We start from the raw sequence: 24,223 nt of genomic DNA on the forward strand, positions 1-24,223 counted from the left end.
GCATGGCAGGCGACGCCGTGGCCGAGAAGCCCGCCCCGCGCCGCGACGTCGTCCACCTGCGGCGCGATGCGGCGAGCGGCGTCGAGGCGGTGACGGCGCGTTTCCACGGCCACGCCTACGACATGCACCACCACGACGAGTGGCTGGTCGGCGTCACCCATGACGGCGTCCAGGATTTCTTCTGCCGCGGAGCCCGGCGCCAGAGCACGGCGGGGCGGGTGATCCTGATCGAGCCCGGCGAGCGCCACGACGGGCAGGCCCTGCGCGCGGCGGGCTTTCGCTACAGCATGCTCTACCTGCCGCAGGACTGGCTTCGCGACCGGATGGGCGGCCGCGACGGGCCTCTCGGCTTTCGCGCCACGCTGGCCGACGACCGGCATCTCGGCGCGGCGATCGACCGGGCCTGCCGCGCCGTGTTCGGTGCCGCCTCGCCGCTCGCGACCGACGCGGCGCTCGACGATCTGGCGGAGGGGTTGCGCGGCCATCTCGGCGCCGCGGCGCCGCGCCCGGTGCCCGACGGCGATCCCGCCCTGGCCGAGCGGGCGCTCGACTACCTGCACGCTCACGCCGCCACGCCGTTCGGCCTCGACGCGCTCGCCCGGGCGGTCGGCGCCGCCGACCGGTTCCAGCTCGCCCGGGCCTTCCGGCGGCGCTTCGGCACCTCGCCCCATGCCTGCCTGGTCGAGCTGCGCCTCGTCCGGGCCCGTGCCCTGCTGCGCGAGCGGGTGCCGCCGGCGGAGGCCGCGCTGATGGCGGGCTTCTCCGACCAGAGCCATCTCGGCCGCTGGTTCCGCCGCGCCTACGGCCTCACCCCCGCCGCCTACCGGCGCGGGCGCACGGACGTTCCAGACGGCGGAGCCGCGCTCGACTAGCCCTGCGGTCGATCACCCCCGCAGGGAGCGTCCGATGTTCGACACCAAGGTGGCCATCCTGGTCCGTGACGACCTCGCCGTGTGGCAGAAGCTGAACGTCACGGCCTTCCTGTCGACCGGCATCGCCGGTGCCGTGCCGCAGGCGATGGGCGAGCCCTACCGCGACGCCGCCGGGCGCATCCACGCCCGGCTCCTCGGCCAGCCGATCCTGATCTTTTCCGCCTCGGCCGAGGTGCTGCAGCGGGCCTGGCAGCAGGCGATCCAGCGCGACCTCACCCGCAGCGCCTATGTCCGGGCGATGTTCGAGACCGGGCACGATAGCGCCAACCGCGAGGTCTTCCGCGCCGAGCCCGCCGACGCGCCCGACCTCGTCGGCCTCGCCCTCCACGGCCCGAAGAAGGACGTCGACAAGGCGACGAAGGGGGCGGCGCTGCACCCGTGACGGTCGGGCCGCCCCTTCCGTCAGGCCGCCGCCACCGGCGCCGCCCGGCGCATCCGGCCGATCATCAGCGACATCAGCGCGGCCATGAGAGCCGTGAGGCCGGCGGCCAGGAACGCCTCGAGGTAGCGGCCCTCCGAGGCCCGCACCAGGCCGGCGCCGAAGGCCGCGGTCGCCGCGCCGAGCTGGTGGCCGGCGGCGATCCAGCCGAACACGATCGGCGCGTCGCGCTCGCCGAAGGTCTCGTTGGCGAGCCGCACCGTCGGCGGCACCGTGGCGATCCAGTCGAGGCCGTAGAACACCGCGAAGATCGACAGGCTGTAGAACGAGAAATCGGTGAAGGGCAGCGCCATCAGCGACAGCCCGCGCAGGCCGTAATAGACGAACAGGAGCTTCCTCGGGTCGTAGCGGTCGGTGAGCCAGCCCGAGCCGGTGGTGCCGATGAGGTCGAAGATCCCCATCATCGCCAGGAGTCCGGCGGCCCGCACCTCGGGAATGCCCTGGTCGGCGCAGAACGAGATCAGGTGGGTGCCGACCAGCCCGTTGGTGGTGAGCCCGCAGATGAAGAAGGTGCCGAACAGGAGCCAGAAGTCGCCCTTGGCGCTCGCCCGCACCAGCCCGTCGATCGCGGCCCGGAACGGATTGGCGCGGCGCGGCGGCTCGGCGACGGTGCCGGGGGCGGCGCCGTAGGGGGTGAGGCCGATGTCGGAGGGGCGCTCCGGCAAGAGCCAGGCGACGAGCGGGATCAGGGCCGCGACGGCGCAGGCCACCGTGAGCACCACCGGGCGCCAGCCCCCGGCTTGCGCGATCGCCGCGAGGCCCGGCAGGAAGATCAGCGTGCCGGTGGCGGTGCTGGCGGTCAGAAGCCCCATGAACAGGCCGCGGCGCACGGCGAACCAGCGGTTCACCACGGTCGCGCCGAGCACGATGGCGACGCAGCCGCTGCCGAGGCCCGACAGCACGCCCCAGGTCGCGATCAGGTGCCAGGGTTCGGTCATCAGCGCGCTCAGCGCCGTCGAGGCCGACATCAGGGCGAGCGCGCAGAGCAGCGTGCGGCGGATGCCGAAGCTCTGCATCAGGGCCGCCGCGAACGGCCCGACGAGGCCGTACAGTAAGATGCCGAGGCCGGCCGAGAACGAGGTGGTGGAGCGGCTCCAGCCGAAGGCTTGCTCGAGCGGCAGGATCAGCACGCCGGGCGAAGCCCGCAGGCCTGCGGCCGCGAGCAGGCAGAGGAAGATCACCCCCACCACCACGAAGGCGTAGTTGCGGCCGAAGGGCCGGGGCCTCGGCGGGGCGATGCCTCGCGGCGACACGGTCGAACTCATGCTGGGACACCCCTTCCCGAATCGTGGTAACACGGTACGTACCGGTCAGTAACATCGTCAAGGGCATCGGGCGCAGGATGGGAGCGACGGGGATGGCGGACGGGACCTCGGGGGACGGGCGCGACGGGAGCGGGCCGGCCCGGGCCGGCGACCGGATCCGGGCGGCCGCCCGCGAACTCTTCTACAGCCGCGGCATCCGCGGCGTCGGGGTCGACGAGATCGTGGCCCGGGCCGGGGTGACGAAACCGAGCCTCTACCGGGGCTTCGCCTCGAAGGACGCCCTCGTGGTCGCCTGCCTGGAGGATTACGACGCCGGGCTGCGCCGGCGCCTCGACGAGGCGCTGGCGGCCCATCCGGGCGACCCGCGGGCGGGGCTGGTGGCGTTCCTGTCCGGCATCGCCGGGCGCAGCGCCCGGCCGGGCTTTCGCGGCTGCGGCCTCACCAACGCCCTCGTCGAGTACCCGGAGGCCGACCATCCGGCCCGCGCAGCGGTTCTCGCCAGCAAACGCGCCCTGCACGCGCGCCTCGCCGAGGTCGCCCGCACGATCGGCGCCCGGACGCCGGAGCCCCTCGCCGACGCGCTGCTGCTCCTGATCGAGGGCGCCTTCGCCTGCGGCCAGATCTTCGGGGCCGAGGGGCCGAACCGCTCGCTCGCCGCCGCCGCCGAGGCCCTGATCGCCGCGAGCCTGGAATGATGCCCCGCATCGGCGCTCCGTGACGCGAAAACGGTCAATAATTCCGCAACATCACCGTCCCGGCCTTGATTCCGTCGTCCCGTTGAGCCGATACGCGAGAGTTGACGCCGATCGCGGTCGTTGAGGCCGCGACCCCCGTGGAGTTGAGCGTATGACCCTCGTACGACGTTTCCAGGTCGCGCCGGCGCTGGTCCGCCTGATCCGCAAGGAGCGCGGCTCCTCCCGCATCACCGAAGGCTACTTCCCGTCCCAGTCGGGCCGAACCTCGTTCGTGCGCGTCGACGGCGGCCAGTGCCACCTCGTCCTCGTCACCTCCGACGGCGCCACCGCCACCGAGGAGCGCACCGAGGTGCCCCGTGCCCACGGCGACGCGCTCCTCGACGTCTGCGCCGGCCGCGCCGCCTACGACCGCACCCAGGTGGCGCTCGGCAACGGCCGCGACGCCCTGATCGACCGCTACGTCGCCCCCGGCACCGTCGACGTGGTGACGGTGACGTTCGACAACCCCGACGAGGCCAACGGCTTCCCGGCACCGCCGTGGTTCGGCCCCGAGGTCACCGCCGACCCGGCCTACGAGGGCCGCAGCATCGCGCTCCAGGGCGTGCCGCAGCCCGGCGAGATCGGCCTGTCGAACGCCGCCCTCGACGCGGTGCTCGACCTGATCGAGCCGCGCTACGGCTTCGGCCGCTACGCCGCGCCGCGAAGCGGCGGCGAGGAGGCCGGCATGGCGAGCGCGCTGCGCCGCATCGCGACGCCTCCGGCGCCCGAGCCGGCCCCGCCCCCGCCGCCGGAGCCCGAGCCGGTCCACGAGCCGGTGCCGGAACCGGCCCACGAGCCGGCGCCTCCGCCGCCCCAGGCCGAGGCCGAGCCCGCCCACGAGCCCCCGCCGGAGCCGCCGCAGGACACCCGCATCGACGACGTGATCGAGAGCCTGTCGCAGGCCCTCGGCGCCGCGGTCCCGGGCGGAGACGCCGCCCGCGACGACGGCGCCCCGGCCTTCGAGCGCTGGACCGTGCGCCCGCGCCGGACCCAGCCGACGCCCTGAGCGGAATCCCGAGACCGTCCCCTGCGCGCCGCGCGGCGGGGACGGGACGGTCTCGGGAAGCTCGGCCCTAATCCGGACCAGGGCACCGTAGCCCGTTTGGCTCGACCTCAAGACGCTATTCGGCGTCCGAACGAAAACCCTTCGATCGCTTTCGTATCCCGTTCTCGACCTCATCCCGAGGTTTCAGTCCATCGATGATGGACTGACCTCGAAGGAGGGCTCCAGAAATCTCTCCGCTGGCTGGAGGCCTCCTTCGAGGTCAGGCGATTTCCAGTCGACTGACACCTCAGGATGAGGTCGCGCATTGGGGAAAAGCCCCTCTCGCGACATCGGCCCCGTCACTCAAACAGGCTCCTGCTCGGTTGAACACCCGCTGATCTCGGTACAGGCGCCCGGGATCAGGCGAGCGCGTCCAGCGACTGCGCCACGTCGGCGATCAGATCCTCGACCGATTCGAGCCCGATCGACAGCCGTACCGTGTCGGGGCCGACGCGAGCGGCCTCCTTGTCGGCGGCGGGGAGCTGGCGGTGGGTCGTGGTCGCCGGGTGGATCGCCAGGGACTTGATCTCGCCGATATTGACGAGGTGTGAGATCAGGTTGAGCCCGGTGATGAACTTCTGCGCGGCCGCCTCGCCGCCCTTGAAGCCCACGGTGAAGATCGAGCCGGCGCCCATCGGCGAATAGCGGTTCGCCATCGCCTCGCCGGGCTGGCCCGGCAGGGACGGGTAGCTCACCCAGGCGACCTTCGGATGGTCCTTCAGGAAGGCCGCGACGGCGCGCGCGTTGGCGCAGTGGCGCTCCATGCGCAGCGGCAGGGTCTCGGTGCCGGTGAGCGTCAGGAAGGCGTTCATCGGCGACAGGCCCGGGCCGAGATCGCGCAGGCCGAACAGGCGGCAGGCGACCGCGAACGCGGTCTCGGGGAAGCGCTCGGAGACGACGAGCCCGTCGTAGTCCGGCCAGGGCTCGTTGATCAGGTTGTAGCGGCCGGTGCCCTTCCAATCGAAGCGGCCGCCGTCGCAGACGATGCCGCCGATCACCGTGCCGGAGCCCGACAGGAACTTCGAGGTCGAGTGGACCACGATGTCGGCGCCGTGCTCGATCGGCCGGATCAGGGCCGGGGAGGCCAGCGTGTTGTCGACGATGAGCGGCAGGCCGTGCTTGTGCGCCACCGCGGCGACGCCTTCGAGGTCGATCACCGTGCCGCAGGGGTTCACGATCGACTCGCAGACGACCGCCCGGGTCTTGTCCGTGATCGCCGCCTCGAAGTCCTCCGGCGTCAGCCCCCGGGTGAATTGCGGCACGAGGTCGTAGCGGCCCTCCAGCCGGCGCATCAGGCCGAGCGAACCGCCGAACAGCCGCGAGGAGGCGACGTAGGCGTCGCCCGAGCGCATCAGCGTCATCAGCACGAGCAGCATCGCCGACTGGCCCGAGGCCACCGCGACCGCCGCCTTGGCGCTCTCCAGCGAGGCGACCCGGCGCTCCAGGGCCGCCACGGTCGGGTTCGAACCGCGGGAATAGGAGAACCCGGTCGCCCGCATGGCGAAGATGTCGGCGGCCTGCTCGTTCGATTCGAACACGAAGCCGTTGGTGAAGTAGATCGGCTGCGCCCGGGCGCCGGTGGCCGGGTCGGGGGCGGTGCCGGCATGGACCGCCCGGGTCGCGAAATGCAGCTCGGTGGGGCGCGGCTTGGTCGGGTCGGTCATCGGGGTCGTCCGTGGAAGGGGCGTCTCAGGCGGCGCGGCGCACGGTGGCGTGCAACGTCCGCACCAGGGCCGAGGGCGCGTAGGGCTTGGGGATGAAGCGGGCGCCGGGGGGCATGTCGTGGGGGCCGGGGCTGCCCATGCCGGAGACCACCAGCACTGGGATCCGCGGCCAGCGCCGCGAGACGAGGCGGGCGAGGGCGAAGCCGTTCATCGAGCCGAGGGGCATGTCGACGTCGGTCATCAGCACCTCGACGTCCGCGCGGCTCTCCAGCACGGCGAGCGCCTGGTCGGCGTGGGGCGCCTCCAGCACGGTGAAGCCGGCTTCCGCCAGGGTGTCGGCGGCCTCCATCAGCAGAAGGCCGTCATCCTCGACGAGGAGCACCACCGGCGGGGCGTCGGTCTCCTCCCGACGCAGGTCTTCCCCCTGGCGGGTTTCTCCATGGAGAAGCTCCTGGGGCGGTCGGTCCGGATCAGATGTCATCGCGGGCAATGCGGAGCGGGGGCGGATGGTTGCGGACGAAGGGATGGTGCCTATGGGTCCGCATCCCCCGGGTCAAGCGCGGCCGGGAGAGGGATCCGCGGCACCGAGCGGCCTCGGTTTCCAGGGGCGTCAGCCCCCGGCGGCCTCAGGCCGCGCCGTCCTGGAGCGCGGCGAGCGGCGCCTCTAGCTCCATCTCCGCGCCCTCGGGCGGAAACCGCAGGGCGACGCGCCCGCCGAAGCTGTGCACCAGGCTGCGCTCGATCAGCCGCGAGCCGAAGCCGCAGCGGGTGGGCGGCACGACCGGGGGCCCGCCGCTCTCCCGCCAGTGCAGGCGCAGCATCGCCCGTCCGTCGCCCGCGGGCGGCGGGGCGGCATCGCGGATCGTCCAGGCGATCGCGACGCGCCCGGCCGGGCTCGACAGGGCGCCGTACTTGGCCGCGTTGGTGGCGAGTTCGTGCAGCATCAGCGACAGGGTGAGGACCGCCCGCGGCCCGAGCGCCACGGGAGGCCCGGCGGCGGCGCAGCGGTCCTGCACCGCGTCGATATGCGGCGCCATCGCGCCCGCCACGACGGCCGCGAGGTCGGCCTCCGCCCAGGCGCCCCGGATCAGCACGTCGTGGGCGTCCGCCAGCGCCATCAGGCGGCCGTTGAAGGCGTCGGTCGCGGCCTCGAGGCTGGTGGCGCTGCGCAGCGTCTGGGCGGCGACCGCCTGGACGAGGGCCAGGGTGTTCTTCACCCGATGGGCCATCTCCTGCATCAGGAGCGCCTGCTGCTCCTCGGCCCGGTGCGCCTCGGTCACGTCGCGGGCCACCGTCAGCAGACGCTCGGGCGCGCCGTCCGCGCCCTGGATCGGCGAGACCACGACGTCCCACCAGCGCGGAGACTCGGGCGGGCCGGAGGGCGCACGGAAGCGTCCCGTGCGCCCGGCCCGGGCGGCGGCCAATGCGAGGTCCGCGGCCCGCCGGTCGGCGGGCTCCGGCCAGGCTTCCGCCCACAGGGTGCAAGCCTCCGCCCACCGGGTGCCGGCCGCCGCCTCTGCGGCGTTCGCCCGGCCGCCCTCGCTGCGCCACTGGATCGTGCCGTCGAGGGCGAGCACCTGGATGTCGTCGCGGCTGGCGGCGAGGAGCCGCGCGGTGAAGGCCTCGCTCGCCCGCAGCTGCGCGTTCAGCTCCTCGGCGGTGGCGAGCCGGGTCTCCCAGTCGGAGGCGGGAACCGGTGGCGGGAGGACGGAGAGCTCGGCCGCCGGGGCGGTCCGCCGCGGCCGCCGGGCCTCGCGCAGCAGGGCGCGCAGGCGGAGGATCTCCTCGCGGATCTCGCGTTGCCGCGCGGGCCCGTCGCCGGCCGGGGGACAGGCGTCGGTGTCGTGGACGACCATCGCACCAGCCTCCAGGCCCGCCGGACTCCTGGCCCACCCGGGCGGCCCCGCGTTCCGGCACACCCGCGCCGGACCCGGACATGCCCCAATAGATCACGGGGCCGGGCCTGGCGGCAATGGCGATGCGTCGCCGCGGCGGCCCCGCGGGGCCGCCGCGCGCGGGCGTCCTACGCGAGGGCCTGGTCGAGGTCGGCGATCAGGTCGCCCGCATCCTCGATGCCGACGGAGAGGCGCACCACCTCCGGCCCGGCGCCGGCCCGGGTCTTCTGCTCGTCGGTGAGCTGGCGATGGGTGGTCGAGGCCGGGTGGATCACCAGCGAGCGGGTGTCGCCGATATTGGCGAGGTGCGAGAAGAGCTTGAGGTTCGAGACCAGGGCCACGCCCGCCTCGTAGCCGCCCTTGAGGCCGAAGGTGAACACCGCGCCGGCGCCGTGCGGGCAGTAGCGCTTGTGCAGCTGGTGGTAGCGGTCGGCCTCGAGGCCCGGATAGCTGACCCACGCCACGGCGGGGTGGCGGCTCAGGTGCTCGGCCACGGTCTTGGCGTTGTCGGAGTGGCGCTGCATGCGCAGCGGCAGGGTCTCGATGCCGTTGATGATCAGGAAGGCGTTGAACGGCGACAAGGCCGGGCCGAGGTCGCGCAGGCCCAGCACCCGCACGGCGATGGCGAAGCCGAAGTTCCCGAAAGTCTCGGACAGGACCATGCCGGCATATTCCGGCCGCGGCTGCGACAGCATCGGGTAGCGGGCGTCACCCGCCCAGGTGAACGAGCCGCCGTCGACGATCAGGCCGCCGATCGAGTTGCCGTGGCCACCGAGGAACTTGGTGGCCGAGTGGACCACGATGTCGGCACCGTGCTCGAAGGGGCGGATCAGGTACGGCGTCGCCATCGTGTTGTCGACGATGAGCGGGATGTTGTGGCGCTTGGCGACGGCGGAAATCGCCGCGATGTCGGTGATGACGCCGCCCGGATTGGCGATCGACTCGATGAAGATCGCCTTGGTGCGCGGCGTGATCGCCGCCTCGAACGAGGCCGGGTTGTCGGTATCGGCCCAGACGACGTTCCAGCCGAAGTTCTTGTAGGAGTGGTTGAACTGGTTGATCGAGCCGCCGTACAGCTTGTTGGCGGCGACGAACTCGTCGCCCGGCTGCATCAGGGCGTGCATCACCAGGAACTCGGCGGCGTGGCCCGAGGCCACCGCCACGGCGGCGGTGCCGCCTTCGAGCGCGGCGATGCGCTCCTCCAGCACCGCGTTGGTCGGGTTGGTGATGCGGGTGTAGATGTTGCCGAAGGCCTGCAGCCCGAACAGCGAGGCGGCGTGGTCCACGTCGTCGAACACGAACGAGGTGGTCTGGTAGATCGGCGTCGCCCGTGCGCCGGTGGCGGCGTCCGGCGCCGCGCCGGCATGGATCGCGAGGGTGTTGAAGCCGGGCAGGCGGTCGGTCATGGCGTCCTCGGGCGTCGGTCTCTGGCCGACGTGCTTAGGACCCGCGGCGGCCGTGGGTCAAGCGGCCCGCGGCCCAGTAAAGCGTGAGCGTCACGCCGGTGTAGATCGTGCTTTGCATCATGCGTCGCGGCAAAGGGGTGTGATATTCTTTGCAGCGTGCCGGCGCCGCTCGATATTTTTCGATGACGGCGCTTCAAAGGGTGCAATCTTCCCCCGCGTCGAATGACTGGATGCTTACCTAGGAGTTCGGCCGCTCCGATCGTCGGAGAGGGCTCGAAGCGTTTCGTCGATGAAGGCGGCCTTGGCGGATCGGTACGAATCCATGGGCCTGCCTTGGAAAGCCCTCTTCAGATCGTTGTAGCGGTGCAGTCGATCGGGATCGGTCCGCAAGGCCTCCGCGAACAGGTGGAAGATGTCGAATGTCCCGCCGATCGTGGTCAGCTGGATCCCGAGTTGCGGGACACGGTCGGGTGCCTCGAAAGCCGAAAAGTCGCCGGTGCGGATGGAGCCGGAATTGCGGCGAAAGCGCCGGGCCAGAGCGGCCTCGGCGGCTGCGAAATCTGCCGCCTGAACCCTGATGACGACATCGAGGTCGCCTTTGGTCACGCAGCCCGGGATGGATGTCGCGCCGACATGACTGACGTCCGCCGTGGCGGGAAGGATCGGCGTCAGGACCGTCAAGAGAGCCGAGAACGCCCGCTCGGCTTCGAGCTGCGCGACCCCGGCGTCGGGCATGAGCAGGAGGATGTCGTGGGGTGCCATGATGCCTCGTCGCGGCCCGGCCGATATCGCGGTCCGGCGGTTCGCGACGCGTCACTCCCGCCGGCCCGCGACCCGCCTCAGCGATAGTGGCGGTGCCGGCGATGGGAGCGGTCGTGGCGGCCGCGCAGATTGGTGCGGTAGGCGCGACGGCCGGGATCGATTCCCAGCACGCCGTTGACGCCGCCGACGGCGCCGCCGACCGCACCTCCGACGATGCCGCCGACCGGGCCGGCGACGCGGTTGCCCTCGCGGGCGCCCCGCTCCATGCCGCCGGGAATGCCCTGCGCCTCGGCGGCGCCGGCGAGCGCCAGGGTCGAGAATGCGAGGGCGGCGATGAGCCTGAGCTTCATGATCGTCTCTCCGAGGGGCCGGCACGGTGCCGGCCCGGCGGGGGACCAACGGCCGAACCGCCCGGAAGGTCGCGGGCGGATCCCGCGATCGGCCGGGGTCGTTACCGAAACGTCACGGGCCGGCCCCGGCGGCCGGCCGTCAGTCGGCCAGCTGGCGCGCCTCTTCCGGCAGCATGATCGGGATGCCGTCGCGGATCGGATAGGCGAGCTTGGCCGAGCGGCTGATCAGCTCCTGGCGGGCGGCATCGTAGTCGAGCCGCTCCTTGGTCAGGGGGCAGACCAGGAGCTCGAGCAGCTTGGGGTCGATGCGGGCGGCCTCGGCGGCGGGGGAATCGGTCATGGGGGTCCTCGAAGGTGCGTCCGGATGGTCCGGCGGGGCGTGTACCGGGACGCCTTAGCCCAAAGCCCGTCCTATTGCAGCGTCGGCTCGCCGCCCGCTCCGCGCACCAGCTCCATCTCGGTGACGGCGATCAGCACCTCGGCCCGGGTCTTGAGATCGGGGGCCTCCAGCATCGCCTGCTTCTCGCGCGCGCCGAACGGGCTCATCATGCACAGCGCGTTGACCAGCGCCTCGTTCGGCGCCTCCTCGATTCCCGCCCAGTCGACCTTGAGGTCGTTGGCGTCGACGAAGTCGCGCAGAGCCTTCAGCACGCCGGCGCGGTCCACCGCCTCCTCGCCGGCCCGGGCGTGGAAGTCGCTCTCGAAGGGGGCGAAGGTCACCTTGCAGCGGCGGTAGCCGGTCGTCGTGGAGAGTTCCTCCTCGACCCGGAAGCGGGCGATGCCGGTGAGCGAGATCAGGTAGCGGCCGTCGCCGGTCTCGGCGAACTGGGTCACCCGGCCGGCGCAGCCGACGCGGAAGAGCTTCGGCGAGAGCGGCGTCTCGCCGGATTCCGAATCCGGCTGGATCATGCCGATCACCCGGTCGGTGCGCAGCGCGTCGTCGATCATCGCGAGGTAGCGCGGCTCGAAGATGTTGAGCGGCATCTGGCCCCGCGGCAGCAGCAGGGCGCCGGGGAGCGGAAAGACCGGGATCACGACCGGGCAGTCGGCCGGTCCCTTGTAGGCGACGTTCATGCTCATCGGCGTCGCTCCCGCGAAACGAAGGGAATCCGGGCCCGCGACGGCGGGCCCGGGATCGCACCCCTTGTTCTAGGGCGCCGCCCTCCGGCGAGGATACCTGTCCGGCGCAAATGCCGCGCCGGACGGCCCCGCCGCCGGATCAGGAGAACATCAGGGTCGAGAGCTTGCGCCGGCCGCGGATGGTCATCGGGTCCATCGGGCCCCAGGCCTCGAAGAGCTGGAGGAGCTGCTTGCGGGCGCCGTCCTCGTTCCAGGTCCGGTCGCGGCGGACGATCTCGATCAGCTGGTCGACCGCCTCCTGCTGCTGGCCCTTGGCGTTGAGGCCCAGCGCCAGGTCGAACCGGGCCTGGTAGTCGGCCGGGTCGGCCTCGATCCGGCGCTGGAAGCCGGCGAGGTCGCCGAGGGAGGCCGCCTGCTCGGCGAGCTCGATCGCCGCCCGCACCGCGGCGATGGCCGGGTCCTTGGCGGCCTCGGGCGGCGCCGAATCGAGGAACTGGCGCGCGCCCTCGACGTCGTCGCGGTCGAGGATCAGGCGGGCGAGCGCCGCGATGGCGCCGGCATGGCCCGGCTCCTGGCCGAGCACGGCGGCGTAGATCTCGGCGGCGGCCTCCGTGTCGCCGGCCTCGGCGGCGGCCTGCGCCTCCGCCATCAGGTCCTCGACCGCGGTGGGGCCGAGGGGGCCGACCAGGCGCTCGATGAAGGCCTTGATCTGGCCCTCGGGCAGGGCGCCCATGAAGCCGTCGACCGGCTGGCCGCGCTGGAACGCGATCACCGCCGGGATCGACTGGATGCCGAGCTGGCCGGCGATCTGGGGATGCTCGTCGATGTTCATCTTGACGAGCTTCACCTTGCCGCCGGCATCCTTGACGGCCTTCTCGATGATCGGCGTGAGCTGCTTGCACGGCCCGCACCACGGCGCCCAGAAATCCACCAGCACCGGCTGCTGCAGGGATTCCTGCATCACGTCCTGCCGGAAGGTCGCGGTGGTGGTGTCCTTGATCAGGGCGCCCGCAGGGGTCTGGCCGGCCGCGGGAGTGTCGGTGAGCATCGATGACCTCGGGAGAACGGCCTTCACGTCGCGAGCCCGGAGGGCCCGCCGGACAGATGGGGTAGACCGTCCGCCCCGGCCAGGGCAAGGCGCAAGGACGTGCGCGGGAACTTGCACCAAGGACATGCACGCACGAAGAAGATGCACGAGAACCCGGGCGAGCCTGCGGACGGACGGGACGCGGCCCCGCCGGGCGGACGGCATGCCGCGTTCGGGCGGTCGGAGGGGAGCGCCCGGCCTCCTTCAGGCGGGAGAGCCCGGCGTGGAGCGCGCGACCGGCGCTCTCAGCATCGTCCGTTTCCATCCGCGGCCCGGCACGAGGGCGCCGATGGGAGATCCGGGAAGGGTCCTTGCCGCGTCACCCCTTCAGGTGATCCAGCGGCAACGCCGTCGTGTACTTCACCTGGTCGAGCGCGAAGCTCGACCGGATCTTGGCGACGCCGGGGATGCGGGTGAGATGATCGACGATGAGGCGCTGGTACTCGGCCAGGTCCTCGACCACCACCCGCAGCATGTAGTCGGCCTCGCCACTCATCAGGTAGCATTCCATCACCTCCGGCCGGTGGCGGATGGCGTCGGAGAAGGCCTGGAGGGCGGCCTGGGTCTGCTTCTCCAGCGAGACGTGGACGAAGACGTTGACGTGCAGGCCGAGCGCCTGCGGGTCGGCCACCGCGACGCAGCGCCGGATGATGCCCCGGGCCTTGAGGTCGGCGACCCGGCGCCAGCACGGCGAGGTCGAGAGGCCGACCGCCTCGGCGAGGTCGCCGATGCCGATCTCGCTGTCCTGCTGCAGGTGCTCGAGGATGCGGATCGAGGCCGGATCGAGGTCGACGGGGCGGGCCGGCACAGGCGATCTCCCGAGGCGCGAAAGGCGGTCGAGAATACCGATTAGCACGCCTCAGCCGGCAGGCGCATCCTCGCCGTTCCACAGCTATGCCGCCCCGCGCACGCCCGAGGCGTCGCCGTGGCGGCTCTGCCGGATCGGCGTGGCGAAGCCGCCGCCGAAGATGTGGGGGGCAACGCGCTCCGGCAGCGCGTCGTAGATCTCGGGAATCGTCGAGAGGCCGCCGCCAAGCACGATCGCGTCCGGGTCGAGCACGTTGACGACGCCGGCCAGGCCGCGCCCGAGCCGGTCGAGCCAGCGCCCGAAGGTCGCCGCGGCCGCCGCGTCGCCGGCCCTCATCGCCGCGACGATCGCCTCGCCGCTCATCGCCCGGTCGGTGCGCCGGGCGTGGTCGGCGGCGAGACCCGGCCCGGAGAGCCAGGTCTCGAGGCAGCCGTGGCGGCCGCAATAGCAGGCCGGGCCCGGGCGCTCGTCGTCGCCGGGAGAGGGCAGCGGGTTGTGGCCCCACTCCCCGGCAATGCGCTGGCGCCCGGAGAGGGCCCGGCCGGCGAGCGCGATGCCGGACCCGACGCCGGTGCCGAGGATCACCGCCCAGACGACCGCGAGGCCTTCGCCCGCCCCGTCCACGGCCTCGGACACCGCCAGGCAGTTGGCGTCGTTCTCGAGCCGCACCAGCCGGCCGAGGACGTGCGAGAGGTCGTCGCCCAGCGGCTGGCCGTTGAGCCAGGTCGAGTTCGCGTTCTTGACGAGGCCGGTCTCCGGCACCAGCGCGCCGGGGATGCCGATCCCGACGGTGCCGGACCCGCCGGCCGCGTGCTCGAGCGCGCCGACCAGGGCCGCGATGGCCCAGAGCGAGGCGTCGTAGTCGCCCCGCGGGGTCGCGACCCGCCGCTCGGCTAGGACCCGGCCGGATTCGTCGAGGGCGATCCCGGCGATCTTGGTGCCGCCGAGATCGATGCCGATGCGCAGCTGTGCCATCCCGCCTACGGCGCGACCGGGACCGGCTTCTCGTCGGCGATCTCCGTGCCGATGGCGAGGGGATTGGCCATCACCTCGCGCAGCTTGACCGGATCGAGCTCGCCCTCCCAGCGGCTGACCACCACGCAGGCGACGCCGTTGCCGACGAGGTTGGTGAGCGCGCGGCACTCCGACATGAACTTGTCGATGCCGAGGATCAGCGCCATCGCGGCGACCGGGACCGGGTTGCCGGGAATGGCCGCGAGCGTGGCGGCGAGCGTGATGAAGCCGGCGCCGGTGACGCCCGACGCCCCCTTCGAGGTCAGCATCGCGACCGCGATGATGGTGGCGTACTGCCCGAAGCTGAGATCCGCCCCCACGGCCTGGGCCAGGAACAGCGTCGCCAGCGTCATGTAGATGTTGGTGCCGTCGAGGTTGAACGAGTAGCCGGTCGGGATGACGAGGCCGACGACCGAATCCGAGGCGCCGAGCCGCTTCATCTTCTGCATCATGTGCGGCAGCACCGTCTCGGACGACGAGGTGCCGAGCACGATCAGGAGCTCGTCCTTGATGTAGGCCAGGAACTTGAGGATCGAGAAGCCGGAGAAGCGGGCGATCAGCCCGAGCACCACGAGCACGAACAGCAGGCTCGTCAGGTAGAAGGTGGCCACGAGGCCGGCGAGGTTGCCGAGCTTGCCGATGCCGTACTGGCCGATCGTGTAGGCCATGGCGCCGAAGGCGCCGATCGGCGCGAGCTTCACGATCATGCCGATGATGCGGAAGAAGATCTCGCCCGCCGCCTCGATGGCGTGGATCGCCGGCTTGCCGCGGTCGCCCAGGCCCGTGATGACGACGCCGGTCAGCACCGAGATCAGCAGGATCTGCAGGAGGTCGCCGCCCGCGAAGGCGTCGAAGTAGCTCTTGGGGATGATCGCCATGATGTGGGCGACCGTGGAATCGGCCTGCGCCTTGCTGACGTAGCCGGCCACCGCCTTGGCGTCGAGCTGCTCGGCCGTGGCGCCGAAGCCGGCGCCCGGCTGCACGATCTCGCCGACGATCACGCCGATGACGAGGGCGAGCGAGGACACCACCTCGAAGTAGATCAGCGCCTTGAGGCCGACGCGGCCGACCTTCTTGAGGTCGCCGATCGACGCGATGCCGTGCACGATGGTGCAGAAGATGATCGGCGCGATCATCATCTTGATGAGCGCGATGAAGGCGTCGCCGAGCCACTTCATCGCCTTGGCGGCGTCGGGGGCGACGTAGCCGAGCAGGACGCCGAGCGCGATGGCGATCAGAACCTGGATGTAGAGGACCTTGTACCAGGGCTGCGACGAGCCCGGGGCCGTCGCGGACGGCGTGGCGTGCTGCATGTTCGTTCTCTCCCCACGGTGCCGGCCGCCTTCAGGTCGGCCGTCGCGGTGCGACCTTCGCCGCATATTCAACCGGGATACGTTCGACGGCCGGAACCCACCGACGGTCCGGCCCGCTCGTTCATCGACGGACACCCGCGGACGTCTCCGGCGGTCGTCCTGCCGGCCCTGGGACCGGTGGCGCGGCATGCAGCGTGGGAGTAGCGACGTCAACGCCCTCGCGGCATGTTTCGGCACTCCGCCACGAGTTCAGCACGCTGGCAATCCCGACCCTGCTAAAATTTACGTCAGCCGAGACTTGCCCGACACACTGGCAGCCGGCCGTAGCGGGATCGGAGCCGGGACGCGGCTTGCTCGCGACGAGGCGGAACCTTGCGGCAGCAAAGCCTGCGGGCGGGCGACGCGCCGCGTGCGCGCATGAACGACTTCACGGCACCGACCGGACAGGACGGATGATTGTCCCGACCGCGCTCTCGTCGTGCAGGCCGCCCATCGGGCCGCACCGGCGGCGCTTGCCTCATCCTACGAACAAATGTAGAACACGATCCGGCATCGGCGATGTGTGTTTCGGGCACAAGGCGCCCCCTCCCCTTGCCGAGCCCGGCCGGTTCGGCCCAACTCGCAGGACCGATGCGGTGGTCCGCGGCGTCGGGCGGTCCTGCGCCGAAGCGAACGCCCGAGTGAGATGGAACGAGAGGAGAGCGGAATGGCGGGCAGCGTGAACAAGGTGATCCTGGTGGGCAATCTCGGGCGCGACCCCGAGACCCGCCGGCTGGCCTCCGGCGATCCGGTGGTGAACCTGCGCCTGGCCACGTCCGAGTCCTGGAAGGACAAGGCGAGCGGCGAGCGCAAGGAAAAGACCGAGTGGCACTCGGTCGTGATCTACAACGAGAACCTGGCCCGCGTCGCCGAGCAGTACCTGCGCAAGGGCTCGAAGGTCTACGTCGAAGGCCAGCTCCAGACCCGCAAGTGGCAGGACCAGTCCGGCGTCGAGAAGTACACGACCGAGATCGTGCTGCAGCGCTTCCGCGGCGAGCTGACCATCCTGGACGGCCGCGGCGGCGGGGCCGAGGGCGGCATGGGCGAGATGGGCGCCGACGACATGGGCGGCGGCCAGATCAGCCGCGGCGGCGACTACGGCGGCGGTGGTGGCAACGGTGGCGGCCGCAGCTCCGGCGGGCGCTCGTCGTCCGGCGGCGGTGGCGAGCGGCGCCCCGCCCCCGCATCCGGCGGCGGCAACCAGAAGCGCTACGACGACCTGGACGACGACATCCCGTTCTAGAGCACTTTTCGACGAGGCGGATTCAGGCTCGTCGAAAAAATCACCGCACGATCGAGAACCTGGAGCAGCGTCCGGCCACGACATGGCCGGGCGCTGCGCCGTTCCGGGCAAGGCTCGACAGGGCGACGTCCGTTGAAACAACCAAGAATCAATAATCTCGGTACAAGCGCAAGCTCTAATACCGAATTAATACTTGTTAAATAATTTGGGAAGACAGTCCTGCGGCGTTTGGATCGAACGACCCGCGGAGACAAGGATGCGTTTCGAGTCCACGAGACGCCATGCATTCATCGGCGACCGGAGGGGCATCACCACCGTCCTGTTCGGCATCCTGCTGCCGATCCTCATGGTGGGCATCGGCGGCAGCATCGAGATCTCGCGCGCGGTCGAGTACAAGCAGAGGCTGATCTCCGCGACCGACCTGAGTTGCCGGCAGGCCGAGGTCTACGTCGAGAGCCTGAGCGGCCTGAGCATGCCGAGCGGCTACGACGCGACGGTCCAGTCCTACGCCGACAAGAACCGGTCGGAGCGGGGCCTGGCCGCGACCGCCCGGATCACCGCGACGCCGACGGTATCCTCCGCGGTGCTCACCACGCCGCCGCTGAGCGTCCGCCCGGGCAACATCCACGTCGTGGCGACCGGCAGCGTCGGGCTGTTCTTCAAGAAGTTCCTCAACAAGGACAGCGTCGACTTCTCGGTGACGCGCGACTGCAACGTCCAGGCGGCATCCTCGTCCGGCCCGCCGACGATGATGATGTCCGAGTCTTTCGAGGGCTACGCCTCGCAGCTGGTCGGCGGCTGGGCGGTGTTCGGCACGATGTCGCAGGCGAACTGCGCCAGCTCGATCTGCCAGGGGAAGTCCTGGGGAACGACGAATGCCGGCGTCGAGGTCGACCAGCTCTCGGCGATCACGACCGGCGACGGCGTCCAGTACGGCAAGTCCTTCGCCGAGCTCGACAGCGACTGCAGCAACCAGGTCGGCACCCGCACCACGGCCCAGCAGAACGCCTGCACGCGCGGCAACAACACGACGAACTCGTCGATCAACATGATCTTCAACCTCGCGGTCGGCACCTACGAGGTCCGCTACGTCTACACGGCGCGCAAGAACGTCGGGGCGTACCAGTACCCGAACGACGCGATCATCTGCTCGAACCCGAAGGACACCGACGGCCTGACGCGCGACGGCGACGTGGCCAGGAACGCGGCCGGCACGAGCACGGTCGCCCTCGACGGACAGACGCGGCGCATCGAACTCTGGGTCGAGCCGAAAGCGAGCGGCTACAAGTCGGACGACCAAGCCCTGACCGCCACCACCGATCCGGCCTATGTCAAGCAATACATGGCCGACGTCTGCATCTGGTCGAAGACCTGGATCGAGAGGAGCTACAAGTTCAGCGTCACCAAGCAGCAGGATTATCGGATCTCCTGGCGTGCGGCCGGGCTCGACGACAGCTTCGGCGGGCTGATCGACTATCTGCGCTTCTGCCAGAACTCATGCCCTTGACGTGGCCGCCCCGCTTCTCCCGAGCCTGCGATGCCCCACACAGCCAGGATGCTGAGATGCCGGTCGGGCGCGACGGCGGTCGAGTTCGCCCTGATCGCCTTTCCGCTGCTGATGCTCGTGCTCGGCTTGCTGCAATTCGTGATCTACTGCTACCTCCAGCAGACGATCAGCGACGCGCTGTATCAGTCGGCCTCGGAGCCGGAGGCGGAACTCCTGGCCCGGGACAAGCCGGGCTACAAGGCCAAGATCTGCGCCAGGATCGCCTTCACCCAGAGCTGCCTGAACCAGACCAGCGGCATCACGATCGAGGCGATGAAGCTTCCCGACGTTCCGACGGCGTCGACCGCGATCACCGGGACCAGCTTCGACACCGGCGCGAGCCAGGACGTCATCGTGCTGCGCGCGGCGATGGCGGCCCCGCGCCTCGTGCCGCTCGTCCCGCAGCTGGTCGCGCGGGAATCGGTGGTCTTTCGGCGCTAGAGCATCGTCCGGCGAAGCGGATCCCGGTTCGTCGCGGATCGTGCGGCGATGTCGATCACCCGGAGCCGCGCCCGATCGCAATGCGATGGGGCGCGGCCCGGGGAGTTAGGCTACACGGACTGGCGATCGGCCTGTGCGGGTTCGTGCGGGGCAGCCGGGGGACGGCGTCGGTGGAGTTCGCCGTCATCAGCAGCCTGGCGCTGCTGATGTTCATGGGAACGCACGACATCGTCTTCATGGTCAACACGAAGCGGGACGTCGACCGGGCCTCGGTGGTGATCGCGCGGGCGATGTCCACCTGCCAGAACTCGAGCTGCATGTCGGACATGATCGACGCCTACATCAAGCGCCGGGCCAACACCTTCGTGCGCTATCCGAGCGCGACGATCGACATGTTCATGCTCCAGAAGAGCGCCGGGTCCGTCAAGGTCTGCTCGGGCACGCGCACCGCCCTGACGGATGCCGACGTACTCGCCTCCGCAGGCAATATCATGCGGGACGGCGACATCGGCGCCGCCGTCATCATCAGCAGCACCTACAATTCCGTGCTGCCGGGATTCGTGAAGACCTACATCAGCCCGTCGGGCGTCTCCTACCGCGGCTACGCCATCGACGTGATGACGAACGCGAACGCGGTCTGCTGACGGGCCCTCCGGACCCGGGGCCCTGCCGGACGTCGCCCGGGAAAGGTGTCGCCGACGAGTCCCCGGGAACGGGACGGCGGAAACGCCCGCCGGCCCGGAACCCGTGATCGGGCGCCCCCGCCTGCCGCGGCGGGCGCCCTCCCCTCTCGCGCCTTCAGGCCGGCGCGCCCGCGGCCTTGGCCTCGCGGCGCCGGGCGTGCAGCACGTACTCGGTGTAGCCGTTGGGCTGGATGCGGCCCTTGAACACCAGGTCGCAGGCGGCCTGGAAGGCGGGACCGTCGAAGCCCGGCGCCATCGGACGATAGAGCGGATCGCCGGCATTCTGGCGGTCCACGACCTTGGCCATGCGCTTCATCGTCTCCATCACCTGCTCTTGCGACACCACGCCGTGGTGCAGCCAGTTGGCGATGTGCTGGGACGAGATCCGCAGGGTGGCGCGGTCCTCCATGAGGGCCACGTCATGGATGTCCGGCACCTTGGAGCAGCCGACGCCCTGGTCGATCCAGCGCACGACATACCCCAGGATGCTCTGGACGTTGTTGTCGATCTCCTGCTGCACGTCGTCGGGGGCGAAGTTCGAGCGGGCGAGCGGGACCTGCAGGATCTCGTCGATCGCCGAGCGCGGCCGGCGCGCCAGCTCCTGCTGGCGGGCCTTCACGTCGGTCTCGTGGTAGTGCAGCGCGTGGAGCGTGGCGGCGGTCGGCGAGGGCACCCAGGCGGTCGAGGCGCCGGCCTTCGGGTGGGCGCCCTTCTGCATCAGCATGTCGGCCATCGCGTCGGGCGCCGCCCACATGCCCTTGCCGATCTGCGCCCGGCCGAGCAGGCCGCAGGCGAGGCCGACATCGACGTTGTTCTCCTCGTAGCCCTTGATCCAGGGCGTGCCCTTCATGTCGTTCTTGCGGATGACCGGGCCGGCCTCCATCGAGGTGTGGATCTCGTCGCCGGTGCGGTCGAGGAAGCCGGTGTTGATGAACACCACCCGCTCGGAGGCCGCCTTGATGCAGGCGGCGAGGTTGACCGTGGTGCGGCGCTCCTCGTCCATGATGCCCATCTTGAGCGTGTTGGGCTTCAGGCCCAGCATCGCCTCGACGCGGGTGAACAGCTCGACCGCGAAGGCGACCTCGTCGGGCCCGTGCATCTTCGGCTTGACGATGTAGACCGAGCCGCGGCGGCTGTTGCGCAGGCCCGTGCTCTTGAGGTCGTGGATCGCGATCAGGGCGGTCACGGCGGCGTCGAGCATCCCCTCCGGCACCTCGGCGCCGGACTCGTCGAGCACCGCGTCGGTGAACATGTGGTGGCCGACGTTGCGCACCAGCATCAGGGAGCGGCCCGGCACGCTGACCTCGCCCGCGCCGTCGGGCGCGGTGTAGGTCCGGTCGGGGTTGAGCTTGCGCTCGAAGCGCTTGCCGTCCTTCTCGACCGGCGCCGCGAGGGTACCGTTCATCAGGCCGAGCCAGTTGCGGTAGACCAGGACCTTGTCGTCGGCATCGACCGCCGCGACCGAATCCTCGAGGTCCATGATCGTCGAGACCGCGGACTCGACCAGGATGTCGGCGACGCCCGAGGCGTCGAAGCGGCCGATCCGGTGGGTGCGGTCCAGTACGATCTCGACGTGCAGGCCGTTGTGGCGCAGGAGCAGCGCGTTGGGCGAGCTGGCCCTGCCGCGATAGCCCGCGAAGGCGTCGGGCCGGGCGAGCGGGATGGTGTCGCCGGTGTTCATGTTGCCGACGAGCTGGCCGCCCTCGACCGCGTAGGTCACCACGTCGGCGTGGCGGCCGCCGGCGAGCGGCACGGTGCGGTCGAGGAAGGCGCGGGCGCGGGCCACGACGCGGGCGCCGCGGGTGCGGTTGTAGCCCCCGCCCCGGGTCGCGCCGCCCTCCTCCGACACCGCGTCGGTGCCGTAGAACGCGTCGTAGAGCGAGCCCCAGCGGGCATTGGCGGCGTTCAGCGCGTAGCGGGCGTTCGAGGTCGGCACCACGAGCTGCGGGCCGGCGATCGCGGCGATCTCGTCGTCGACGTCGTCGGTGCGCACCTGCACCGGGCCGGGATCGGGCAGGAGGTAGCCGATCTCGGCGAGGAAGGTCTTGTAGGCCGCCTCGTCCACCGGCTTGCCGGCGCGGTCGCGGTGCCAGGCGTCGATCTTCTCCTGCAGGGCGTCGCGGGTCGCGAGCAGGGCGCGGTTGCGGGGCGCGAGGTCGCGCACGAGGGCCGCGAGCCCGTTCCAGAACGCGTCGGGGGCGACCCCCGTGCCCGGCAGGGCCTCCTCGACCACGAAGTCGTGCAGCACCCGGGCGACCGATAGGCCACCGATCGTCTTGCGATCCATCATGTTCCTCCCGCGGGCAACCGCACGTGCCGCGTCCCGGTCCCCCTTAACAGGCGATGGGGATGGCAGAAAGTCGGGGGCCCGCATGAGGGCCTCACAGCAGGAGCGGCGAATGGGAGCGGCGAAACGGACGGGCCGCGACGGGATGAGACGGGGTGACGAAAACGTAATGCAGGAGGTGAGCGAAAACGCCCCGCTCGGGCGTTGTCTCCCCGTGACAAACGCCCGTCCCCCTCCCATCTCGTGGGCGCCGGGCCGGGTCCGCCCAACGGCAACCGAAGGAGTACGGCTCCATGAACAGCGAAGAACGCGACGTCATCAACGGCATATTCCAGCGACTGGAGCAGGCCGCGCAGCAGCCCCGCGATGCCGACGCGGAGCGCTTCATCGCCGACAAGATCCGCGCCCAGCCCTACGCCCCCTACGCGATGGCGCAGCTCGTCTACGTGCAGGAGGAGGCGATCAAGAGCCTCAACCAGCAGCTCGAGCAGGCCCGGGCCGAGGCCCAGCGCGGCGGCCAGGGCGCGAGCCAGGGCGGGGGCGGCGGCTTCTTCTCGAGCATCTTCGGCGGCGGCTCGCGGCCCGAGCCGCAGCAGCAGCCCCCGCGCGGCGGCGCCTGGGGCAACCAGGGCGGCGGCTACGGCCAGCAACAGCCCGGCTATGGCCAGCAGCAGCCGGGCTACGGCGGTCCCCCGCCCGGCTACGCGCCCCAGCAGGGCGGCCCCTGGGCCGGCCAGCAGGCGGCACCGCAGCGGGCCGGCGGCGGCTTCCTCGCCACCGCCCTGCCGATGGCGGCGGGCGCGGCCGGCGGCATGCTGCTCGGCAGCGCGCTGAGCAACGCCTTCGCGGGCGGCCACTCGTCGCTCGGCAGCATGGCGGGCCTCGGCGGCGCCGGCGCGGCGGGCGGCACCACGATCGAGAACAACTATTTCGGCAACCAGGGCGGCAGCGAGGATTTCGGTGCCCCGCTCGGCGGTGACGATGCCGGCTTCCAGGACGCCTCGTTCGACGGCGACATGGGCGACGGCGGCAGCGACGACTGGGTCTGATCGGGCCGCCGCGTCGAACGAGAAGGCCCCCGCCGCGTCGCCGCGGCGGGGGCCTTTTTTCGTGCCGTGAGACTATCCCCGCGGCGTCAGATCACCATCACGCGGGCGCCGACCGGCACCCGCTCATAGAGGTCGGTCACGTCCTCGTTCATCATCCGGATGCAGCCGGACGAGACCGACTGGCCGATCGTGTGGGGCTCGTTGGTGCCGTGGATGCGGTAGAGCGACGAGCCGAGATAGAGCGCGCGGGCGCCCAGCGGGTTGGCGGGGCCGCCGGCCATGTGGCGCGGCAGGTCGGGGCGGCGGCGCAGCATCTCGGCCGGCGGCGTCCAGTCCGGCCATTCGCGCTTGGCGCTCACGGTCTTCATGCCCGACCAGGTGAAGCCCGGCCGGCCGACGCCGATGCCGTAGCGCAGGGCCCGGCCGCCGGGCTGGACCAGGTAGAGGAAGCGCGAGGGCGTATCGATCACGATCGTGCCGGGGCGCTGGCCGCCGTCATAGGCGACCTCCTGGCGCTGGAAGCGCGGATCCATCGCCCGGCCGATCCCCTCCTCGCGGACCTCCGGCAGCGCGGCCCGGCGGGCGCCGGGCGCCTCGAACGGATCGGGCGCGTAGGCCTGCTGCGGAGCGTAAGACTGCTGCGGCGCGTAGGCCTGCTGCGGCGCATAAGCCTGCTGCGGCGCATAAGCCTGCTGCGGTGCCTGGGCCCGGACCGGCACAGGATCGCCCGAATGCAGGACGCCCCCGTACTCGGCCGGCGCATAGCCGACCTGCGCACCCGAGGTGCCGGCGGCGGCGTAGCCCGCCGTGCGGGGATAGGCCGGCCGCTGACCGTAGGCCTCGCCGGCATAGGCGCCCGGCCGGGTGGCGTAGGCGGCCTGGCCGTAGCCGTAGCCGCGCCCGGGGAGCAGCGTGCCGTCGGGCGCGACCGGGGCGGGGCGCAGCGGGCGGGCCACGGTGCCCGGGTCCTGGCCGGTCATCAGGTACTCGATGAAGCCGCCGCCGTAGCCGGTCGTCCCCTGCGCCAGGGCCGGGCCGGTCCCGAGCGCCACCACGCCCAGCCCCGCCGCGACCGTCCCGGCCAGCACCATCCCGCGCATCACCATCGCAACCCGCCTCAAAGATCCGTCCGACCGATCGC

General features: G+C 71.4%; 24 protein-coding genes. 9 read left to right on the top strand and 15 right to left on the bottom strand.

The window, feature by feature from the left end; all coding sequences use genetic code 11:
• The first annotated feature begins 2 nt into the window (after positions 1-2).
• Together HPY23_RS23610 and HPY23_RS23615 are read left to right on the top strand one after the other, a co-directional pair.
• Entirely contained in the window at positions 3-872 is an 870-nt protein-coding gene (locus tag HPY23_RS23610) for an AraC family transcriptional regulator (RefSeq protein ID WP_091883447.1), read from the top strand.
• Positions 873-906: 34 nt separating this feature from the next.
• Positions 907-1,314 (top strand): DUF2000 domain-containing protein, encoded by a 408-nt coding sequence (locus HPY23_RS23615; RefSeq protein ID WP_091883450.1) that lies wholly within the window; start codon positions 907-909, stop codon positions 1,312-1,314.
• Between the two features lie 20 nt (positions 1,315-1,334).
• Here HPY23_RS23615 and HPY23_RS23620 read toward each other — a convergent pair whose 3' ends face one another.
• Entirely contained in the window at positions 1,335-2,636 is a 1,302-nt protein-coding gene (locus HPY23_RS23620; RefSeq protein ID WP_091883453.1) for an MFS transporter, read from the bottom strand.
• A 92-nt stretch (positions 2,637-2,728) separates the two neighbouring features.
• On the opposite strand from HPY23_RS23620, the gene HPY23_RS23625 reads away from it, so the two are divergent.
• Both HPY23_RS23625 and HPY23_RS23630 read left to right on the top strand, forming a co-directional pair.
• Positions 2,729-3,331, top strand: coding sequence for a TetR/AcrR family transcriptional regulator (locus tag HPY23_RS23625; RefSeq protein ID WP_091883456.1), 603 nt, complete (start codon positions 2,729-2,731; stop codon positions 3,329-3,331).
• A gap of 151 nt (positions 3,332-3,482) precedes the next feature.
• A complete protein-coding gene (locus tag HPY23_RS23630; RefSeq protein ID WP_091883459.1) occupies positions 3,483-4,376 on the top strand; it encodes a CYTH domain-containing protein in 894 nt (297 codons plus the stop codon).
• A 398-nt stretch (positions 4,377-4,774) separates the two neighbouring features.
• Here the strand turns inward: HPY23_RS23630 and HPY23_RS23635 are convergent, their stop codons facing one another.
• The 12 genes from HPY23_RS23635 to HPY23_RS23690 form a co-directional block, all read right to left on the bottom strand.
• The gene (locus HPY23_RS23635) at positions 4,775-6,079 is read right to left on the bottom strand and encodes an O-acetylhomoserine aminocarboxypropyltransferase/cysteine synthase family protein (protein WP_091883461.1); all 1,305 of its coding nucleotides are present in this window, start codon (positions 6,077-6,079) and stop codon (positions 4,775-4,777) included.
• 25 nt (positions 6,080-6,104) lie between these two features.
• A complete protein-coding gene (locus tag HPY23_RS23640; RefSeq protein ID WP_091883464.1) occupies positions 6,105-6,560 on the bottom strand; it encodes a response regulator in 456 nt (151 codons plus the stop codon).
• Positions 6,561-6,705: 145 nt separating this feature from the next.
• Positions 6,706-7,935 carry a sensor histidine kinase gene (locus HPY23_RS23645; RefSeq protein WP_091883466.1) on the bottom strand — a complete coding sequence of 410 codons (1,230 nt, stop codon included), beginning with the start codon at positions 7,933-7,935 and terminating at the stop codon, positions 6,706-6,708.
• Positions 7,936-8,102: 167 nt separating this feature from the next.
• The gene (locus HPY23_RS23650; protein WP_200601501.1) at positions 8,103-9,380 is read right to left on the bottom strand and encodes an O-acetylhomoserine aminocarboxypropyltransferase; all 1,278 of its coding nucleotides are present in this window, start codon (positions 9,378-9,380) and stop codon (positions 8,103-8,105) included.
• Between the two features lie 234 nt (positions 9,381-9,614).
• Complete coding sequence (locus tag HPY23_RS23655) at positions 9,615-10,142, bottom strand: GrpB family protein (RefSeq protein ID WP_091883469.1); 528 nt, start codon at positions 10,140-10,142, stop codon at positions 9,615-9,617.
• A 77-nt stretch (positions 10,143-10,219) separates the two neighbouring features.
• Positions 10,220-10,492: a hypothetical protein gene (locus tag HPY23_RS23660; RefSeq protein ID WP_060846686.1), complete on the bottom strand. Its 273-nt coding sequence runs from the start codon at positions 10,490-10,492 to the stop codon at positions 10,220-10,222.
• A gap of 139 nt (positions 10,493-10,631) precedes the next feature.
• Positions 10,632-10,832 (bottom strand): Trm112 family protein, encoded by a 201-nt coding sequence (locus HPY23_RS23665; protein ID WP_060846687.1) that lies wholly within the window; start codon positions 10,830-10,832, stop codon positions 10,632-10,634.
• Between the two features lie 71 nt (positions 10,833-10,903).
• Positions 10,904-11,572, bottom strand: a complete 669-nt coding sequence (locus HPY23_RS23670; RefSeq protein ID WP_091752802.1) for an LON peptidase substrate-binding domain-containing protein — start codon at positions 11,570-11,572, stop codon at positions 10,904-10,906.
• A gap of 139 nt (positions 11,573-11,711) precedes the next feature.
• Entirely contained in the window at positions 11,712-12,620 is a 909-nt protein-coding gene (gene trxA, locus HPY23_RS23675; RefSeq protein ID WP_060846689.1) for a thioredoxin, read from the bottom strand.
• 358 nt (positions 12,621-12,978) lie between these two features.
• The gene (locus tag HPY23_RS23680; RefSeq protein ID WP_091883471.1) at positions 12,979-13,467 is read right to left on the bottom strand and encodes an Lrp/AsnC family transcriptional regulator; all 489 of its coding nucleotides are present in this window, start codon (positions 13,465-13,467) and stop codon (positions 12,979-12,981) included.
• Between the two features lie 84 nt (positions 13,468-13,551).
• The gene (locus tag HPY23_RS23685; RefSeq protein ID WP_091883474.1) at positions 13,552-14,442 is read right to left on the bottom strand and encodes an ROK family protein; all 891 of its coding nucleotides are present in this window, start codon (positions 14,440-14,442) and stop codon (positions 13,552-13,554) included.
• Between the two features lie 5 nt (positions 14,443-14,447).
• A complete protein-coding gene (locus tag HPY23_RS23690) occupies positions 14,448-15,794 on the bottom strand; it encodes a dicarboxylate/amino acid:cation symporter (protein WP_091883477.1) in 1,347 nt (448 codons plus the stop codon).
• A 706-nt stretch (positions 15,795-16,500) separates the two neighbouring features.
• On the opposite strand from HPY23_RS23690, the gene ssb reads away from it, so the two are divergent.
• The 4 genes from ssb to HPY23_RS23710 all read left to right on the top strand — a co-directional run bounded on the left by ssb (position 16,501) and on the right by HPY23_RS23710 (position 19,707).
• Entirely contained in the window at positions 16,501-17,076 is a 576-nt protein-coding gene (gene ssb, locus HPY23_RS23695; RefSeq protein ID WP_060846693.1) for a single-stranded DNA-binding protein, read from the top strand.
• Positions 17,077-17,332: 256 nt separating this feature from the next.
• Positions 17,333-18,583, top strand: coding sequence for a TadE/TadG family type IV pilus assembly protein (locus HPY23_RS23700; protein WP_060846694.1), 1,251 nt, complete (start codon positions 17,333-17,335; stop codon positions 18,581-18,583).
• A 30-nt stretch (positions 18,584-18,613) separates the two neighbouring features.
• Positions 18,614-19,063 carry a TadE/TadG family type IV pilus assembly protein gene (locus tag HPY23_RS23705; RefSeq protein ID WP_082742461.1) on the top strand — a complete coding sequence of 150 codons (450 nt, stop codon included), beginning with the start codon at positions 18,614-18,616 and terminating at the stop codon, positions 19,061-19,063.
• Between the two features lie 170 nt (positions 19,064-19,233).
• Positions 19,234-19,707 carry a hypothetical protein gene (locus HPY23_RS23710; RefSeq protein WP_091883480.1) on the top strand — a complete coding sequence of 158 codons (474 nt, stop codon included), beginning with the start codon at positions 19,234-19,236 and terminating at the stop codon, positions 19,705-19,707.
• Positions 19,708-19,861: 154 nt separating this feature from the next.
• On the opposite strand, the gene HPY23_RS23715 is transcribed toward HPY23_RS23710, so the two are convergent.
• Positions 19,862-22,033 carry a malate synthase G gene (locus HPY23_RS23715; protein ID WP_091883482.1) on the bottom strand — a complete coding sequence of 724 codons (2,172 nt, stop codon included), beginning with the start codon at positions 22,031-22,033 and terminating at the stop codon, positions 19,862-19,864.
• A gap of 293 nt (positions 22,034-22,326) precedes the next feature.
• On the opposite strand from HPY23_RS23715, the gene HPY23_RS23720 reads away from it, so the two are divergent.
• Complete coding sequence (locus HPY23_RS23720) at positions 22,327-23,082, top strand: DUF2076 domain-containing protein (RefSeq protein ID WP_091883485.1); 756 nt, start codon at positions 22,327-22,329, stop codon at positions 23,080-23,082.
• 86 nt (positions 23,083-23,168) lie between these two features.
• Here the strand turns inward: HPY23_RS23720 and HPY23_RS33785 are convergent, their stop codons facing one another.
• Complete coding sequence (locus HPY23_RS33785; protein WP_091883692.1) at positions 23,169-23,993, bottom strand: L,D-transpeptidase; 825 nt, start codon at positions 23,991-23,993, stop codon at positions 23,169-23,171.
• Between the last annotated feature and the right edge of the window lie 230 nt (positions 23,994-24,223).

This window comes from Methylobacterium ajmalii (assembly GCF_016613415.1).
GTDB lineage: Bacteria > Pseudomonadota > Alphaproteobacteria > Rhizobiales > Beijerinckiaceae > Methylobacterium > Methylobacterium ajmalii.